Source organism: Nitrosopumilaceae archaeon, assembly GCA_035631875.1.
In the GTDB taxonomy this organism is placed as follows: domain Archaea; phylum Thermoproteota; class Nitrososphaeria; order Nitrososphaerales; family Nitrosopumilaceae; genus TA-20.
Genome location: DASQHX010000010.1, coordinates 212,626 through 228,909 on the forward strand (window position 1 = coordinate 212,626; position 16,284 = coordinate 228,909).

Annotated in this window: 22 protein-coding genes; 10 read left to right on the top strand and 12 right to left on the bottom strand. The window is 33.4% G+C overall.

Annotated elements, in window-relative coordinates; all coding sequences use genetic code 11:
* Positions 1–439: 439 nt before the first annotated feature.
* The gene (locus tag VEU72_06175) at positions 440–1,849 is read left to right on the top strand and encodes an adenylate/guanylate cyclase domain-containing protein (GenBank protein HYL66722.1); all 1,410 of its coding nucleotides are present in this window, start codon (positions 440–442) and stop codon (positions 1,847–1,849) included.
* Between the two features lie 62 nt (positions 1,850–1,911).
* On the opposite strand, the gene VEU72_06180 is transcribed toward VEU72_06175, so the two are convergent.
* Positions 1,912–2,721, bottom strand: coding sequence for a transcriptional regulator (locus VEU72_06180; GenBank protein HYL66723.1), 810 nt, complete (start codon positions 2,719–2,721; stop codon positions 1,912–1,914).
* A 281-nt stretch (positions 2,722–3,002) separates the two neighbouring features.
* Between VEU72_06180 and VEU72_06185 the strand changes: the two genes are divergently transcribed.
* Positions 3,003–3,689 (top strand): adenylate/guanylate cyclase domain-containing protein, encoded by a 687-nt coding sequence (locus tag VEU72_06185; GenBank protein ID HYL66724.1) that lies wholly within the window; start codon positions 3,003–3,005, stop codon positions 3,687–3,689.
* A 26-nt stretch (positions 3,690–3,715) separates the two neighbouring features.
* Here the strand turns inward: VEU72_06185 and VEU72_06190 are convergent, their stop codons facing one another.
* From VEU72_06190 to VEU72_06215, 6 genes are all read right to left on the bottom strand, one after another.
* Positions 3,716–4,636 carry an EF-Tu/IF-2/RF-3 family GTPase gene (locus VEU72_06190; GenBank protein HYL66725.1) on the bottom strand — a complete coding sequence of 307 codons (921 nt, stop codon included), beginning with the start codon at positions 4,634–4,636 and terminating at the stop codon, positions 3,716–3,718.
* A gap of 109 nt (positions 4,637–4,745) precedes the next feature.
* On the bottom strand, positions 4,746–5,327 hold the full coding sequence (locus VEU72_06195) for an MEDS domain-containing protein (GenBank protein ID HYL66726.1): 582 nt from the start codon (positions 5,325–5,327) through the stop codon (positions 4,746–4,748).
* Entirely contained in the window at positions 5,320–5,628 is a 309-nt protein-coding gene (locus VEU72_06200; protein HYL66727.1) for an Lrp/AsnC ligand binding domain-containing protein, read from the bottom strand. Before VEU72_06200 ends, VEU72_06195 begins: the two co-directional genes overlap by 8 nt.
* Before the next feature lie 87 nt (positions 5,629–5,715).
* Positions 5,716–6,519 (bottom strand): YbhB/YbcL family Raf kinase inhibitor-like protein, encoded by an 804-nt coding sequence (locus VEU72_06205; GenBank protein HYL66728.1) that lies wholly within the window; start codon positions 6,517–6,519, stop codon positions 5,716–5,718.
* 32 nt (positions 6,520–6,551) lie between these two features.
* On the bottom strand, positions 6,552–7,442 hold the full coding sequence (locus VEU72_06210; protein ID HYL66729.1) for a methyltransferase domain-containing protein: 891 nt from the start codon (positions 7,440–7,442) through the stop codon (positions 6,552–6,554).
* A gap of 24 nt (positions 7,443–7,466) precedes the next feature.
* Entirely contained in the window at positions 7,467–8,267 is an 801-nt protein-coding gene (locus VEU72_06215) for a transcriptional regulator (protein HYL66730.1), read from the bottom strand.
* A gap of 273 nt (positions 8,268–8,540) precedes the next feature.
* Here VEU72_06215 and VEU72_06220 point away from each other — a divergent pair, with 273 nt between their 5' ends.
* The 5 genes from VEU72_06220 (at position 8,541) to VEU72_06240 (ending at position 10,955) form a co-directional block, all read left to right on the top strand.
* Complete coding sequence (locus VEU72_06220) at positions 8,541–8,696, top strand: hypothetical protein (protein ID HYL66731.1); 156 nt, start codon at positions 8,541–8,543, stop codon at positions 8,694–8,696.
* 43 nt (positions 8,697–8,739) lie between these two features.
* Positions 8,740–9,912 carry a malic enzyme-like NAD(P)-binding protein gene (locus VEU72_06225; GenBank protein HYL66732.1) on the top strand — a complete coding sequence of 391 codons (1,173 nt, stop codon included), beginning with the start codon at positions 8,740–8,742 and terminating at the stop codon, positions 9,910–9,912.
* Between the two features lie 152 nt (positions 9,913–10,064).
* Positions 10,065–10,253, top strand: a complete 189-nt coding sequence (locus VEU72_06230) for a hypothetical protein (protein ID HYL66733.1) — start codon at positions 10,065–10,067, stop codon at positions 10,251–10,253.
* Positions 10,246–10,488: a hypothetical protein gene (locus tag VEU72_06235; GenBank protein ID HYL66734.1), complete on the top strand. Its 243-nt coding sequence runs from the start codon at positions 10,246–10,248 to the stop codon at positions 10,486–10,488. The genes VEU72_06230 and VEU72_06235 overlap by 8 nt, the downstream gene beginning before the upstream one ends.
* Positions 10,489–10,733: 245 nt before the next feature.
* Positions 10,734–10,955, top strand: a complete 222-nt coding sequence (locus VEU72_06240) for a hypothetical protein (protein ID HYL66735.1) — start codon at positions 10,734–10,736, stop codon at positions 10,953–10,955.
* 187 nt (positions 10,956–11,142) lie between these two features.
* Here the strand turns inward: VEU72_06240 and VEU72_06245 are convergent, their stop codons facing one another.
* Together VEU72_06245 and VEU72_06250 are read right to left on the bottom strand one after the other, a co-directional pair.
* The gene (locus VEU72_06245; protein HYL66736.1) at positions 11,143–11,448 is read right to left on the bottom strand and encodes a hypothetical protein; all 306 of its coding nucleotides are present in this window, start codon (positions 11,446–11,448) and stop codon (positions 11,143–11,145) included.
* Between the two features lie 11 nt (positions 11,449–11,459).
* Positions 11,460–12,848 (bottom strand): NAD-dependent succinate-semialdehyde dehydrogenase, encoded by a 1,389-nt coding sequence (locus VEU72_06250; protein ID HYL66737.1) that lies wholly within the window; start codon positions 12,846–12,848, stop codon positions 11,460–11,462.
* A gap of 111 nt (positions 12,849–12,959) precedes the next feature.
* Between VEU72_06250 and VEU72_06255 the strand changes: the two genes are divergently transcribed.
* Positions 12,960–14,057 carry a patatin-like phospholipase family protein gene (locus VEU72_06255; protein HYL66738.1) on the top strand — a complete coding sequence of 366 codons (1,098 nt, stop codon included), beginning with the start codon at positions 12,960–12,962 and terminating at the stop codon, positions 14,055–14,057.
* 11 nt (positions 14,058–14,068) lie between these two features.
* Here the strand turns inward: VEU72_06255 and VEU72_06260 are convergent, their stop codons facing one another.
* Positions 14,069–14,452, bottom strand: a complete 384-nt coding sequence (locus tag VEU72_06260) for a DUF6659 family protein (GenBank protein HYL66739.1) — start codon at positions 14,450–14,452, stop codon at positions 14,069–14,071.
* A 161-nt stretch (positions 14,453–14,613) separates the two neighbouring features.
* Here VEU72_06260 and VEU72_06265 point away from each other — a divergent pair, with 161 nt between their 5' ends.
* Entirely contained in the window at positions 14,614–14,988 is a 375-nt protein-coding gene (locus VEU72_06265; protein ID HYL66740.1) for a C2H2-type zinc finger protein, read from the top strand.
* A gap of 135 nt (positions 14,989–15,123) precedes the next feature.
* Here the strand turns inward: VEU72_06265 and VEU72_06270 are convergent, their stop codons facing one another.
* Complete coding sequence (locus VEU72_06270; protein HYL66741.1) at positions 15,124–15,408, bottom strand: antibiotic biosynthesis monooxygenase; 285 nt, start codon at positions 15,406–15,408, stop codon at positions 15,124–15,126.
* Positions 15,409–15,589: 181 nt separating this feature from the next.
* Here VEU72_06270 and VEU72_06275 point away from each other — a divergent pair, with 181 nt between their 5' ends.
* Complete coding sequence (locus VEU72_06275) at positions 15,590–15,856, top strand: hypothetical protein (GenBank protein ID HYL66742.1); 267 nt, start codon at positions 15,590–15,592, stop codon at positions 15,854–15,856.
* Positions 15,857–15,870: 14 nt separating this feature from the next.
* Here the strand turns inward: VEU72_06275 and pth2 are convergent, their stop codons facing one another.
* Positions 15,871–16,227 carry a peptidyl-tRNA hydrolase Pth2 gene (pth2, locus tag VEU72_06280; GenBank protein HYL66743.1) on the bottom strand — a complete coding sequence of 119 codons (357 nt, stop codon included), beginning with the start codon at positions 16,225–16,227 and terminating at the stop codon, positions 15,871–15,873.
* Positions 16,228–16,284 lie beyond the last annotated feature (57 nt).

Sequence of the window (16,284 nt, forward strand, 5' to 3'; positions counted from 1 at the left end):
TTATTCAATTTTATTCATTTACCTCCAAAAGGAATCATTAATTGTAACATTTAATGAAAAATTGTCAATTTTAAAACTATCAAGACTATTGTAAATCTCTTTTTTTACCACATGATGAATATTCATAATTCATTAATAGTGTATGCTTAGCTGATACAACAAATTCTTAGCTAAGATATGTAGTCAACACAATAAACTAGGTAAACTATGATAACATATGAATTGGATAATAATATGGTGGTGGAAAACACCGTTGGCATAGGTGATCCATTTCCATGTTAACTTAGATGTTGTTAGAATTACATCCATTTGTATTTAGTCATAAATTGATATAGTCAATTATCTAATGAATGTCATAAAGATATTTGTGTGCCAATAATTATTCATTTAACTTATTAAACAAGTTCATGCTTTTTTAGAGATTATGAAACCTGTAACATTGAAACACAAAGACAATAATAAAAAACTCCAAAAAATGACAAATGTTGCAGAGGTTTTAGGATTACTTGATGAAACTCATAAGGATAAGGAATGGTTGATTCAGGAGATCAAACGACATAAGTTAAAAATGTCCTTAAAAACTACCATGAATAGTTTTCAAATTCTGCAAGATTGTCCAGAAGGTTTTATTTCCCATTTATTGCGAGTTCTAAAACATAGTGATTTTGATCCTACAGTGAATATTCCAGTCTTGGTAAAAACATTTCATTGGTTCTTTACTGATATAGTGGGAAGCTCTGATCCAACCATCCTAACTAAAGATCAAGCACGAAATGTATGGGTACTAAATGAATTGATAGGAAAGACGGACACGTTCATCAGAAGGAACCTTGAATCAGATGTCATGAATATAACTGGAGATGGAATGGTCATAGGATTTAATGATGCGCCTGAAAAACCACTTCACCTTGCAATTGAACTACACAAATCACTATCCAAATATAATCAATCCAAAAAAAGTAAAAACAAATTAAAAATAAGGATAGGAATTGATACAGGTCCAGTTTATCTCATAAAGGATCTGACAGGAAAAGAAAACTTTTGGGGACCTGGAATAATTATGGCAAGAAGAGTCATGGATTTGGCTAGACCTATGCAAATATTGACTTCTGGAAGAATTGCGGCAGATATCAGAAAATTAACGTCTAAAAATAAATCAATTATGCACCATGTTGGAGAATACAAAATAAAACATGGGGAAAAACTTACAATATTCAATGTATATGGTGAAGGTTTTGGAAATAGGCTTCCACCACTCAATCCAATAGCCGCTGTAACTGCGACAGATCCAAATCCCACAAAATTCTTGTTTCCCAAAGTTGAATTAAGACTGGATATAACAGATCCAAAAACCATGATGTGTCACCATACTTGGCTTTGGAATGTAATTAACATTACAAATGAACCAACTGATCAAGTATCATATTATCTTGAGGGAGACACTCCAAGAGATTTTGCCGATTTGAATGTAGTTATAAAAGATGAAAATAATAAAAAAATCAAAATTACAAGTCTTAATGTAAATCGACCAGAGCGTAAAGAATTCATTGTCAAGCTAAACAAACCTATAAAACCCAATCAAAAAAGTGTATTAAAATTAGAATATGATTGGGAAGAGCCTGAAAGAAAATTCTTTTACACATTATCGACTGATTGTAAGAAATTCAAATACGAGTTTATCATTCCCAAGAGTATAGAGATCGCACCGCGTGTTCTTAGAGTGGATCCAGCAACGAGATATAAAACATATGCCTCACCTCCAGAAATCAAATATCTTAGAGATAGAACTGAGATAAGGTGGCAGACTTCTAACGTGCGTGCATATGAGGGATATCAGTTTGAATGGTGATTTGTAGCATGTAAAATTTATGAAATATTGTTAGACAGATGAAAATTTAATAAAAACATTTTTTATTCATGTTTTAATTTACTTTCTTGAAAAACTTTAGAATCACTCCAACAGTATTTGAAATAATCAAAACACCATTCATGAAAAAAAACATTATCGCTGTAAAACATTTCACTCACATCGACTTCACCATCAACTTTAGGAAACATCACACATGCTTCTTTTTCATTTAAAACCACAACAACTTGTACATTTTCTTTCATCTTTCTTTCAATAAGGCCTTGTTCTATAAGTTTTTTAAAACCAAGCTTTTCTATGAGTTGTTTTCTATCTTTAGGAATTATAGCTGATTCTGAAAATATAGAGTTCACTTTTACTCCTTTATTGACCTTCTTTACTAAAAGTTCTAACAAATCAGAGTCATACGGAACCTCAAATAAAATATTGCACACATATTCATCAGAATTTTTATAAATGTTCTTCCATTGCTCTAATACTTTAACAAATCCTTTGACATATTGACCATCTACAAGCGCACCAGCTCTTTGAAGGAATTTTTGTGGAAGATCTCCAAAACCATGATCCTTAAAGTATTTCTTGTTTTGTGACAAAAATGCTAATGATGGAATTTGATTACATATAATTTTACCATATGTTGTAATGCTATAGTAACCGTCAGATTCTTTAACAATTAGGTTAGATTTTACAAGACGCTCAAAGTTTCTATATACTTCAGGAACTGTTGCACCGAGTTCTTTGGCAATTATAGAGACTTTGGATTTTTTATCTGAAAGTCTCAATAATATACCAAGACGTTGTTGACTTGCCAACTCTAAAAAATCGTCTGCGAATTTTTCATAATCGTAATTCATACGCTAGCATTTTACACTATTACAATCTAAATCTTACTTGCATTTATGACTCAGGCCAGTTTGAACCGCAACTTGGGCACGTACCTCGTAAGCCCTTATATTGTCGTACAAAAATTACGAGTGCTTTATTGCATCCGCATCCCAAACACTCAACATACTCAAATCGATTCATGTGTAATTCTATAGATTGCTGCTGATATTAGTCACGCTTTATAGAAAAGCTAAGCATTTACAACATTAGCTAAATTGATCTTATCATCTTATTTTATCATTAAACAGTTATGAATAATTTATCTAACTCACAAATAGAAGAACATCTAAACAGTACAAATTCACACCTATACAGACTCTTAAGAGATACACTTTATGACGAAGTTACATTTGCAGGAAACTACAAAAGTTGTTGTGTTGGAATAGTAGATGCAGTTAATTCTACAAATACGACATCAAAACTGGTTAATGGAAAATTGTGTAGATATTACAGTATTTTTCTTAATGCAATGTCAGTAATTGTGAAAGAGTTTGGCGGAATCGTAATCAAAAACATAGGTGATAGTCTTTTGTATTATTTCCCAAAAACTTCAGATGGAATAAGCAAGTCGGCTTTCACAGATACTTTGGAATGTAGTATGGCAATGATAGAATCACATGATATAATCAATCAAAAAATGCATGAAGAAAGCCTTCCTACTGTAGATTACAGAGTAAGTATAGATTATGGAAATGTAATGATAGCAAAGTCATCAAATTCATTAAATGAAGATATTTTTGGTTCAACTGTAAACCTTTGTGCAAAGATGAATTCAAAGGCAATGCCTAACAGTATTGTTGTAGGTGGAGATTTGCATCAAATCATAAAAAATTTAGAGAGATATAATTTTAATTTAGTAACAGGATATTCTTCAGGATTGAAACTTGATTATCCTATCTACTCTATTGTGCGTAGTAAAACTAAAAAATGGTTTTAACTGTAAACAATAGAAAAAACGTAATTTTATTGAATAATGGTTCCGCTACCCACAATACGAATGGTTTGTGATTCCGGTTTTAGAATAACACAGACATCACCCTTTTCAAATACTGCAGGTTTGCCTAATGATAATTTCATAGGTTTTAGTGAAGTGATCTTTGCAGGTCTAATTTGTAATCCTATATTTATAAGAAACATCTGGTTCTCACCTAGTTCTCCTTTGAAAAATTTGTTTTGCAAATAATCTATAGTTATCTCTTGAGATATTTGAGCTGAGTCAGGTATACATAATAAATCCCCCCTCTGAACATCGTCTGAAGTAATTCCTTTTACAGAAAGGCCAACACGTGCCGGAGAAATTGCTTCATCTACTGGGTCATCATGCATTTGTATAGATTTTATTACAACATCAGAGCCTTTAGGCAAGAGTTTTAGGTTATCGTATGTTTTTGTCTTTCCTTGAGTTACTTTTCCCAAGATTACAGTTCCAACTCCCTTGACATCAAAGCAATGGTCTATTGAAATTTTGGTCTTGCCGTCTTTTGTTACAGGTTGCAAGGCATCTGCTTCTTTCTTTAGATCATCAAGTTCAACTAGTTTGTATTGTTCTACCACAGTACCCTTGATCATCATAAGGAGTTTGTTTCTATCAACTCCATACGAGTGACATAACAAACCATGGGTTTTTTTAAGAACGTCTAGTGCAACAATTTGTTCTCCTGTGAATTTATCAAGATTTGTCACATAAAAAATTACATATTCGCCCATATTGATGGCCTGAAAAAGTGGCTGTATTTTTTCTGGAAAACCAGTAGGAATAGTCCAAGTTTTTACAACGTCAGATTCTTTTCTATCATATATTGTAATATCAGTAGATGTTCCCTTTTTGCCAAAATCTTTTGCAATTGATTCATCACCAAGTAATGTATAGTTAATTGACTTCATTGTGCTAGTAAAAGTTCATCATAAAGTAACATGTAAAAAATCTTGTGCAAGTAGATATTTGAGAAATATAACAAAAAATAATTTAAGTTATTTCAGCGAATCCAGAGGATCATAAAGCACAAAAAACTCCGCCCTCTCCAAATCTTGGGGCATAAATTACTGCATGATGGTTTGTCCTAAGCTCTTCCATCCATTGTTTCCGTTTGCTAGATTCTATTCCGGATAGGTCATATGGACATATCAGAGAGCCTCCAAAATCTTCAAACTTGTCATGTGTGGTACATTCAAGCTCCAATTCAACTGACATTCCATCAGTAGTACTGACATCTTGCACTATTCTTGAGACTATCCTAAAGGGCGGAATTAGATCGGACAAAATCATATCAACGTCTCTTTTACAGCTTTTCATTATTTCATCACGGCCGCCACAAGTACGATGAATTTGATAAACCTTCAATTGTCTACTCTGAAAGTATCTCAACAGTATTCCATAGTTTAGCATCTTAAGCACTATAGAGCCAGAGTCTTCTTCTGTTGCATATACACAATGCTCGCCAATTTCTAACCCATGTTTTATAAATCGAAACTCTATCAATCTTGCATATTCGGACTCTTCATAGAATAATGCAATGTGTTGCTTAGGCTCAAGTGAGTCGACATATTTGAAAGGTATTGGAGTTAGGTCAGACATGACACATCTCTCCTTCTATTGAATTTGGAAATGATTTTGATTGCTCACAGATTATTGTTGTAGTTGTACGAACTTTTTGGATTCTTCTAATCTTAAATTCAATAGTTTCTCGCAAGGCCTCCACTGATGGAACCGCAATTTTTGTAACAATATCATATGAACCAATCGTGGTTGATATCTCTTTGATGCATTTAATTGATTTTAGCTCCTCCATCACGTATTCCTGTGCACCATCCTCACAGTTAATCATCACATATGCCTGCTGAGATTCATACTCTAATTCTTCAGGATTTCTAAGCATGATGATAGGTTCGTGATGATACAATATTACTACAACTTGATAAATTATAGAATAATTGCATATCGAGCTTAGTTGTTGTAATATAAGCTAAGTTCGAGAATATTTTCCCATTAAAGTAGCTTGTTCCAAAATGTGGCCGTTCATTGCTTGTACGAGCATATCTTTTGTGGAACCATCTACAAGATCAAGCATAGTATCTAGTGCATATAATTTGAAAAAATATCTATGAGTTCCAGATGGAGGACATGGTCCACCATAACCAGTAGTACCAAAAACCGTGATTCCTTGTGGAAAATCTATTTTTTCGCCTTTAGTAAATTGAGATTTTTGTGGAGAAATATTCCAAACAATCCAGTGGGTCACGGTTCCCCTAGGTGCATCTGGATCTTCCACTATCAATGCAAGACTTTGTGCATTTTTTGGCACATTAGTTATTTCTAATGACGGAGAGATACCAGGCCCATCACAGGTGTAAACTGATGGAATGGTTCCGTTATTTTCAAATGCTGAACTTGATAAAACCATGACTTGATCTGTTTTAATTTGTATGATATTTTCCTGTATCAAATACTGAATGCCTTTAACAAAATCATTATCAGTTATGGTACCATTTGCCCACAAACCAGCATTGTTTTTAATCCAACTTGGAATTTGCTGGGAAGAACCATATCCTGATTGAGTTTGTGGAACTTTCATCATTCCAGCTTGTATCAAATATTGAATTCCGTTAACAAAATCATTGTTCCCAATTTGTCCTTCTGACCACCACTTGGCGTTGTTTTTTATCCACGGTGGAATCTGTATTTCTTCAGCAAGAGATTTGGTTAAAAATAACGATACAGTAAGTATCGTAAACAACATTACAAGCCCAAAAATTCTTCCATATCCCATAAAGTAAACTAGCAAATGGTTTTAGATAAATTCTATCCACGTGGTCTTTTTTTATTATTTTTTGCTATAATCAAATCTACTTTATAGTGAAGGTCCAAACGTGAATTAATATTTAATTTCCAAGGCAGAAACTTTGGTTTTTTTGTATTTTGAATAATGACAAATCCTCTTTTTTCTAATTCAGATCTAAGAGATTTAGAATCAACTGTATGTTTTACAGAATTTGTTCCTCTCTCAAAGTCATATGGATCAGAAATCAAAATAACATCACTTGCTTGTTTAGATAAAACATTTAGCAGATCTTGCGGTTCAACAAGTTCTAATAGATTTAGTCCAACAATTAAACCAAATTTATTTTTACCAAAAGGATGATTTAATGAGTTGGCTACAAAAAAATCAAGGTTTTTAAAATTATTTTGTTTTGCTTCTAATATGGCAAAAAAAGATTGATCTATTCCAAATACAATATCATGTTTTTTTGCCAGATATTTTGTAACATATCCTATTGAACAACCGTGCTCTAATGCAAGGTCAGTTTTGGAAAATTTATCAAGTGAATTTTTTATATGCGAGTAAAATTTAGACTTGATGCTATTTTTGTATGTAGCTACCCATCGTTTTTCTATAGGAGTTACATCTGAATTAGAATTCTTTATTTTTCCAAGTGAATTTTTTACAAATGATTTTATCTTTTCATTTTTTGCTCTAGTCATCAGGTATCCTCCCAATTGAGTACGATTAGAAAAATACGATGTGAAATTAGAATACAGGATTGGAATTTTTGAAATTATTGGATATGTGTTGTTACAATTGTTACAAATAAGAAAACCTTCTTCAATTTCATACGATTGTTCAAGTATTTCTATATCTAGCATACCATAACAATTTACACATCGTAGATATTTCAGGCTGAATTGATGCATTTTAGATAAAAGATAACATGGTTCCTATTCTTTGAGTTTTCCCTCTTGAAAAACACCTGAGCCATACCAACAGTATCTAAAATAATCTAAGCACCATTCATGAAAAAGCTGATCTTTGCTGTAGAACATTTCTCGCATATCTGCGTCCTCATCAAGTGTAGGAAAGACAACACATGCTTCTTTTTCATTTAAAACAATTACCACACTAACATTTTTTTTCATTTTTCTTTCAACCAAACCTTTCTCTAAGAGGCTTTTCATGCCAAGTTTAGCCAAAAGTTCTTTTCTTCCCTTTGGTATGATAACAAATTCTGAGAAAATATAATTTAGTTTTATACCGTGTTTTACTTTGTTAAGAAGCGGTTCGATTAGATCAAGAGGCACCTCAGTAAAAATTTGATAAATGTAATCATCAGCATTTTTGTATATGGATTTCCATTGTTCCAGTACTTTGACAAAGCCCTTCACATGTTGACCTTCAGATAATGCCCCAATTCTCTGAATGAACTTCATTGGAATATCTCCAAAATCATGATTTTCAAAATATTTTCTATTTTTGGACAAGAAAAGTAACGAAGGCACTTGAGTACAGATAGTTTTACCGTAAGTAGTGAGATCATAATATCCATCCTTGTCCTTCTTTATCAAGCCTGCATCAGATAGTCGTTCAAAATTTCTATGGACTTCTTGAACTGTTGCACCCAATTCCTTTGCCATGTTGGAGATCTTTGTTTTTTTCAAAAGAAGGTTAAAGATTATGTTTAATCTTTGTTCGCTTGCTAGTTCTAAAAAATCTTCTGCTGCATTTTCATAATTATTTTCCATATGCAGATTTTACAAAGTATGAATCTAAATCTTACGTGCATAAATTTAAGATTCTGGCCAATTTGCACCACATTTTTGGCAAGTACCTCTGAACCCTCGATATTTTGCCTCAAAGACGACTAGGGCTTCTGGCGAGCCACACCCAAGACATTCTGTTTTTTCCATACTCTATAGTAATGCATATTTTGTAGATTACCTAAGCTCAACAACTTAGCTTATTATTCATACAATTAGCTGATTAGAGACTATCAACATCCTTTGTTTAGTATAAGCATGGAATCAAAATCAGAACTAACACGAACAAAATCTAGCACATGGCACAAGGAAGTACGTGCACCTTTCAAGAAAGTGGTCGCGTTTGACCTGCTCTTTTATGGTCTAGGTGCAATAACTGGTGCTGGAATCATAGGTGCAATCCTACTTTCTTAGGGATTGCACATTATTTTTTAATCATCAAATCCTACCATCAAGCATGTTATCACCAAAAGTCACTGCAAGAAAAGCCATAGCATTACACAAGAAACTAAAAGGCAGAATTTTACTTGGAAATAAAACTCATAAATTAAATCTAAAAGAAATACAGTTGATTTACACTCCAGGAGTTGCAGCTGTAAGCGAGGTAATTTTCCATCATCCAGACCAGAAATATATCCTCACATCAAAACGAAACAATGTTGCCATAGTAACTGACGGAACAAGAATTCTAGGATTAGGAAACATTGGTCCTTATGCAGCACTTCCAGTAATGGAGGGAAAGGCTGTACTGTATAGACAGTTTGGCGGCATTACTGCTTTTCCGTTATGTCTTAACACAACTAAAAAAGATCAAATCATTAAAACAATTCAAGCAATAGAGCCAGCTTTTGGTGCAATAAACCTTGAAGATATAGAATCTCCCAAAGTCATGGAAATTGCAGAAGAGCTTGAAAGAAAAATTGCCATTCCAGTATTTCATGACGACCGACACGGAACGTCAGTTGTCGCCTTGGCTGCATTGTTTAACTCATTAAAACTAGTCAAAAAACAAATTTCCTCAATCAAAATAGTAATAGCTGGAGCTGGTTCTGCAGGTTTTGGTATTGCAAGTCTACTCAAATTTGCTGGTTGCAAAAACATCATTGTGGTAGATTCAGTTGGTGCAATATACAAAGGAAGAGCTAAAAACATGAACAAATACAAAAAAATTATTGCATGTTCGACTAATTTCAAAAAAGAAAAGGGGGCATTTATAGAAATCATAAAAAATGCAGATGTATTCATTGGTGTATCAGGAGTCAAAAATATGCTGACATCTAGTATGATCAAAACTATGAATCGAGATCCAATAGTTTTTGCCCTTACAAATCCAGAACCTGAGGTTGATCCTTTGATTGCAAAAAAAGCCGGTGTAAAAATTATTGCTACAGGAAGCTACAGGTTTCATAATAGAGTAAACAACGCACTAGTATTCCCATACTTGATGAGGGCAATCTTGGATCAAAAAATACAAAAGATAAGCCTTGGCATGCTTTTGGCAACTGCAAGGGCTATAGCAAACACGGTTATCAAGAAAGAATTACACTACACTCACATTATACCTGATGTTGGAGACAAAATACTTCAAAAAAACATAACTTTGGCATTAAAAAAATTCTATAAAAAATGACTAAAAATGCTGAATATTATGCTTCGAAAAAACCGAAGCGTTCTCAAAAGCCTAAAAAATAGAAAACAATGACAAACTAAATGTGGCTTAGTTAACCATGTTACTGAACAATGTGTCGCAAGTCTTTATAGATTAGCCAAAGTAGTCGGGGTATGGCAATGATGTTTATGGGCACAAAGTCCGTGTTTTTGAATTTTGCTAGCAAATTCGTAGAAAGAAGAGCAAGTATGATGCCAATACTGATTTCATTTCCCACTATCGGGATTGTAGTTACAACAAGTTTGGTAATAATAGGACTAACAATAATGAAATATCAAAGTAAGGTAAACAGCCATGGATGACAAATTATTTGATGAAATTTTTGTTTCCTCAAATTTCATTACTGTATTTTGTACTCAAGATGAATTAGATGGTTACCTAAACTCCATGATTTTATCATGTATGCCAAAAGGAATGAGTATTGTTTTTACCAAAAAGAAACTGAATAGGAAATATGCCAAAAATGAGATAATGAATGCAACACCAGAACAGATTAAAGGAATGATTGAATCGATTGGACCAACAATGGTTCACTAGTATTTTGTAGTCTTAATAACAACAGTTCTGTTAGTCTCAGATGTTACTCACAACTAATAATCTGGATCTCTGAAGTTATAATGAACCGAGACGCAGCAATTGTTTTCTGAGCAGATTCTTTATGATCCATTTCACGCATTACTCTTCTCTATCCAGGAACTAAACTTAATTAGTTTGAAATAATCCTATTAAATGGAGTTTAGGGGGCAATAATTTAGATTGTACGATTATTTCCTATAGTTGTCATGTCTCACACGCGGAAAGATCCATCATTGAAGGAAATGTGGAAAGTCATCGAAAGATACGGAATTAAGCAAGAAATGTTTGAGAGATCACATCCAACTAACCAAGATATTTTGGTGCTGTATAATCTTATTAAACAAAAAAAGCACAAGTATAGAGAAGATGAGATGGTTAAACTTCTAAAAGAACATGTTGAAAAAATAAAGAAACGTGATAAATCATGACCATATTATTTTAATTTTGAAGCAAGTTTTATCAGATTCCCAATTTTATTATTTCCCAAGTCCAGCTTAATTCTAGCTTGTTCAGATGGAAGTCTTCTAAATATTATGATTTTTAATGAAATTATAATGTATTTGAATAGACTCAAACAAAAACCTAGAACGGTTCTATTTTGCTTGCATAAGTTATTTATGGAGTCTTTCCCTTGAATTGAAAGAAAATTTCCTTTCTTGTTCCTTCTTGGTCCCATGCAGCAACCTTGTATCTGCCAGAAGTTTTCCACTGTTTTGTATCGAACTTTAAAACAGTAGAGTAGGATCCTTTTTGTGAATTAATGTATTGATCTGCACTAAATATTTCTTTTTCGGATGGATCAAAGACAACAAAGTGTAGTGTCTGTTTTGGATTAAGTGTTTCATAATCTAATTTTATCTTAACATATTCTCCTTCGTTATAAATTGCCTTGTCAATATTTAGTATGATTTTATTGGTCATAGATAGAATCCCTATTCTACGTGATGATGATGAACCAATTGATCATAGAATCTTATTGATTTTATGTTGACAAATTCCAACATACCATATCTTGATAATTCTCTGCCAAAGCCGCTGTGTTTTACACCGCCAAAAGGAATCCTGGGATCTGAAATCAAAACATTGTTAACTGTCACCATCCCAGATTCTACCATTTTTGACAATTTTTCTGCTTTTACCAGATCCTGTGTCCACATACTTGCTCCAAGGCCAAACTGGGAATCATTTGCAATTTTTATTGCCTCCATTTCACTATTAACAACAGTAATTGGCGCCACGGGGCCAAAAGTTTCCTCTTGTGCCATGCGCATTTTTGGCGAAATCTTGGCAATAATAGTGGGGCTGTAGAAATAGCCCTTGTTTTTTATTCGTTTTCCACCACTTAACACTTCTGCACCGTTTTTGACAGCATCTGTCACCAGTTCATCTATCTTATTTAGGCCCTCAATGTTTACCAGCGGACCAATATCGGTATCATCCAAAGTGGGATCGCCAACACGGAGTTTTTCTGTATTTTGAACAAATTTTTCAATAAATTCTTTTGAAATGTTTTTTGTTACCAAGAATCGTTTTGATGCAATACAGCTCTGACCACAATTAATAAAACGACCTTTGACAGCTCCATTTGCGGCTTTTTCCACATCAGCATCATCACAAACTATGAAGGGATCACTGCCACCTAGTTCTAAAACACATTTTTTTAGCTGCGATGTTGCTCTCTGAGCTACCTTTGCTCCTATCGAGGTACTTCCCGTAAATGTTACTGCGTTGATGTCTGAATCAATCATCGGTTCTACAATACTAGAGTCACCAACTAAAGTTTGAAACACACCGTCAGGAAATCCCGCTTTTTTGAACAAATGTTCAATTTCAATTCCACATTGCATTGTTGCACTAGCTGGTTTGAGAACGATAGTATTTCCTGCCATCAAAGAAGGTGCAGCAAATCTTAGTGCTTGCCAATAAGGAAAGTTCCATGGCATTATACTTCCTATTATTCCAATTGGTTCAAATGACAAAAAGCTCTTTCTTGCATCGGTATTAACAATCTCAGGATTTAAGAAAATATCTCCATTGTCACCATAAAATTCCATGGCCCATGCACATTTTTCTACTTCAGAAAGTGCCTCCTTGATTGGCTTTCCCATTTCTCTGGTTGCAACACAAGCAAGTTCAGTTTTATTTTTTCTTAATTCATCAGCTAAAGTATGTACAAACGCAGATCTTTTTTTAATGTCTTTCTTCCATTCGTTAAACGCAGCTCTTGATTTTTTCACAGATTCATTGATCTTGTCTTTACTTATGATTTCATATTCAGCAATAACTTCTTCAGTGGTAGGATTGATTGTTTTTACTGTCATAACAAAACCAATACCCATTATTGTATTAGAATGTTACAATGATTTTCAATCTAATACAAAAAATTAACGCAGATTCAATACTTTAAATATTTTTCATTAGTATCAATACCGATGCAAAAGTTATCAACACGTGATGATAAAAACTTGGATTTTGAGACAGTGCTTGTATTACAAGGCGGCGGCTCTCTTGGTGCTTATGAATGCGGAGTTTACAAAACATTAGACAAACATGGAATAAAGTTCGATATAGTTGCAGGAACATCCATGGGCGGAATTAACGCTGCTATAATAGCTGGGTCTAAGAATGATGAGCCTATAAAAAACCTTGAAAATTTTTGGCTGAATCTAGCAGAAACTGCCACGCCGTCGTTTTTACCACAAAATAAACGAGCACAATTATCATCAATGTTTGTCTCCATGTGGGGAACTCCTAATGCATTTCAGCCCATATGGTTTATACCAAATCTATTCAATTTTCTGTATGGTAATAGCCCCTATCTTTATGATGTAGAGCCATTAAAAAAATCAATAAAAGATCGTGTTGATTTTGAGAAATTGAAAAATTCATCTAGCCCCAGACTCATCATTACATCCACAGATGTACAAAATGGAAAACCCTCCATATTTGATAGCAAGTATGACAAAATTAATGAGACTCATATTGTCGCAGGTTGTGGTTATCCTTTTTATGGTATTGCATGGACAAAAATAAGTGGTAGATATCTATGGGATGGATCTTTGTTGAGCAATACCCCATTAGCCGAAGTAATTAACGCATCACCAATAAATGATAAAAAGGTGTATGTGGTTGATCTATTTCCACATATCAAAGAAAACCTACCAAAAAATATGATGGAATCATGGCATAGAGCAAGAGACATCATGGATTCAGACAAGACAGAGCAAGCAATCAGAATGTCAAAAATCATTTCAAGATATCTTTCTTTGATAAAAAATATGCACGATTTTATAGAATCTTCTAATCTTAATGAAAAAGCAAAAAAAGAGTTTGAAGAAATAGAATCTGAATATGACAAATTAGCATGTCAACGTGGTACAATAATAAGAGAGATAATTCGCATAAAGCGACAGGAAGAAGAGGATTCTCACTTTCTCTTTGAGAATGCGGACTTTTCGCTTGCCACTATTAAACAACTAATAAGTGATGGCGCAAAAGACGCAGAAAAAGTTTTGTCAGCTAAATTATAGAAAAACCAGGATTATTGTAATCCGATTATCTTCATAATCTTATTTGCAAACTTGTCGATATCCACAGTTGGCTCTGCAGAAACTAACAAGACGTTTGAGTTTATTGGAAAACTTATCATTACTGCTTTTTGTCTGCGGGATGCAGAATATTTGACAGCGCCAAGACTATAATCAAAATCTTTCCTCATAGATACTCGTAATGCCAATTCCATGTACATTTTTTGTCTCTCTGCTTCATCCTCAAGTGGTGTTATTCCTTCTTTAAAACCACCTGCAACAAGCCGGCCCATCGAATTTATGCAACCTGCGAATCTGATTTCGTCATCTTGTAAAAGATTGTTACATTTTTGAGCAAATAACCAATATTCATCTGTTTTTTCTTTTTGTGTACTCATACCACCAATAACTCGTTATTATAACATAAAAACGCTCCTACTATTTTCAATTAGTTTTTTATATTATTTCATTATGATATTTCCAAATTAGCATATTTAAGAAAAAAAATTGTTGTTTCATAGGTTGTTAAACTAAAATAATACGCTTTTAATTTACGGGTATGATTACTGTAAACTGCAGGGAAGTAGAAGCCATAAAATCAGCACTTGCAGTTTATGTGTCTGATCAGATAGAAGCCATTCCGGCACTTAAATCTCATGAATTTATGTTAGCGCCAATAGATGATCAAGAAAAAATTGATGAAAGCCTAGTAGTAAAATCAATAAAAAATTTTTTAAATTCTATCGGTGAGGAAGAAAACTTTGCAGTCATAAATATGAATAATATAATTTCCATTGTATCAATAAATGGAAAAGTTTTAGAATCTGTAAACAATCAACCTACGGATCAATTTTTCTCATGTACACATTGTGGATACATAACAAGATATGAAACAGTCTACAAAAACCATGAAAAAATCCATTACCTAGTATAACCATATTTGAAGAAAAAGATGGTTTTAGGATTAGTAGATAGATTAACTAGTAAAAGAAAAACAAACACTTATGCTCACATATTCTGCAAAAAACACGGAACACAACAGTGCAGTTGTTCTTTATGAGATTCTAAATCATTGAGAAATTACATTATAAAACTTTGGTTGTGGAAAACCATTCATATATGAATGACTTTTTGATTGGATTTTAGCATGTTCTGTAGTTTGATGCATTTTTTCAAATTTTTCCTTACTTTCAAATTCAACTAACATCAAATGCTTACCATTATGTGATTCTAAAAGCCGCCTGCCAATGAATCCATCAAAGTTTGACAATATTTTGTTTGAGTCTCCAACCCAATTTTTAAATTCTGACTCCAAGCCTTTTTTTAGCTGGATTTCTGCAATCACAACAAACATAAAATTTTTCAATATTGTTTGATTTAATAATATTTCTCTGATTATCAATTTTGAAAAATACTCACTAATCAATTGTAAAATAGAGGTTCTAACAAACTCATTTCATAAATATAATCAACATAAAACAACTTTATCTGAATTAGAATAACACTAATTACTAGACGTGTAAACCATACTAATCATGAAAAATGAGAAACAGATTATTGCTGGTTCCATAGCAGCTGCCATCATAGTCATGGCAGTAGCAGTTTTTCCCTTCTGGAATTTAATCCCAAACAAGGTTACAGAGACAGTGAAAGTCGTATTAATAGATCAAACAGGCTGTACTGCTGAAACACATGACGGATTTGATGTAAAAATTGGCCCATGTAATGCAAAAGTGGGGGATAACATTACGGCATCATTTGATGGAAAAGTTAGAGATCGGGAAAAACCATTTACGCCCTAGTTTTGAAAGATTTTCTAGAGCAGTTTTAGATCTTTTGTAACTTTATCAACTTTATCCTCGGGAGCTGGACCTATGGAGATACATGTAACTGTTCCAGGAGCAATTTGAGTATGACCTGCATCTGTTACTTCTGACCAAGGAAGATCAAGAGATATTGCATGTCTTTTTACTTTCTCCAATTCATCAAGGCTGGTCACTTTAACAACAACTTTTTCTTGACCTGATAGTTCCCATTCCTTGTACCACTCAGGATGAGATTTCCTAACATGTTCTGCGCCTAAAACACACGCATGTCCAACCTGAGCAGCTATTTTTCCAGTACCCATGTTAAGATCCTTTCTTACTACAACGACTTGTTTAACCAAACCCATGCCATTTTTAAAACCAATTAGAGTATGTTAAACTTTTGAATTGAATTAAATAATTGA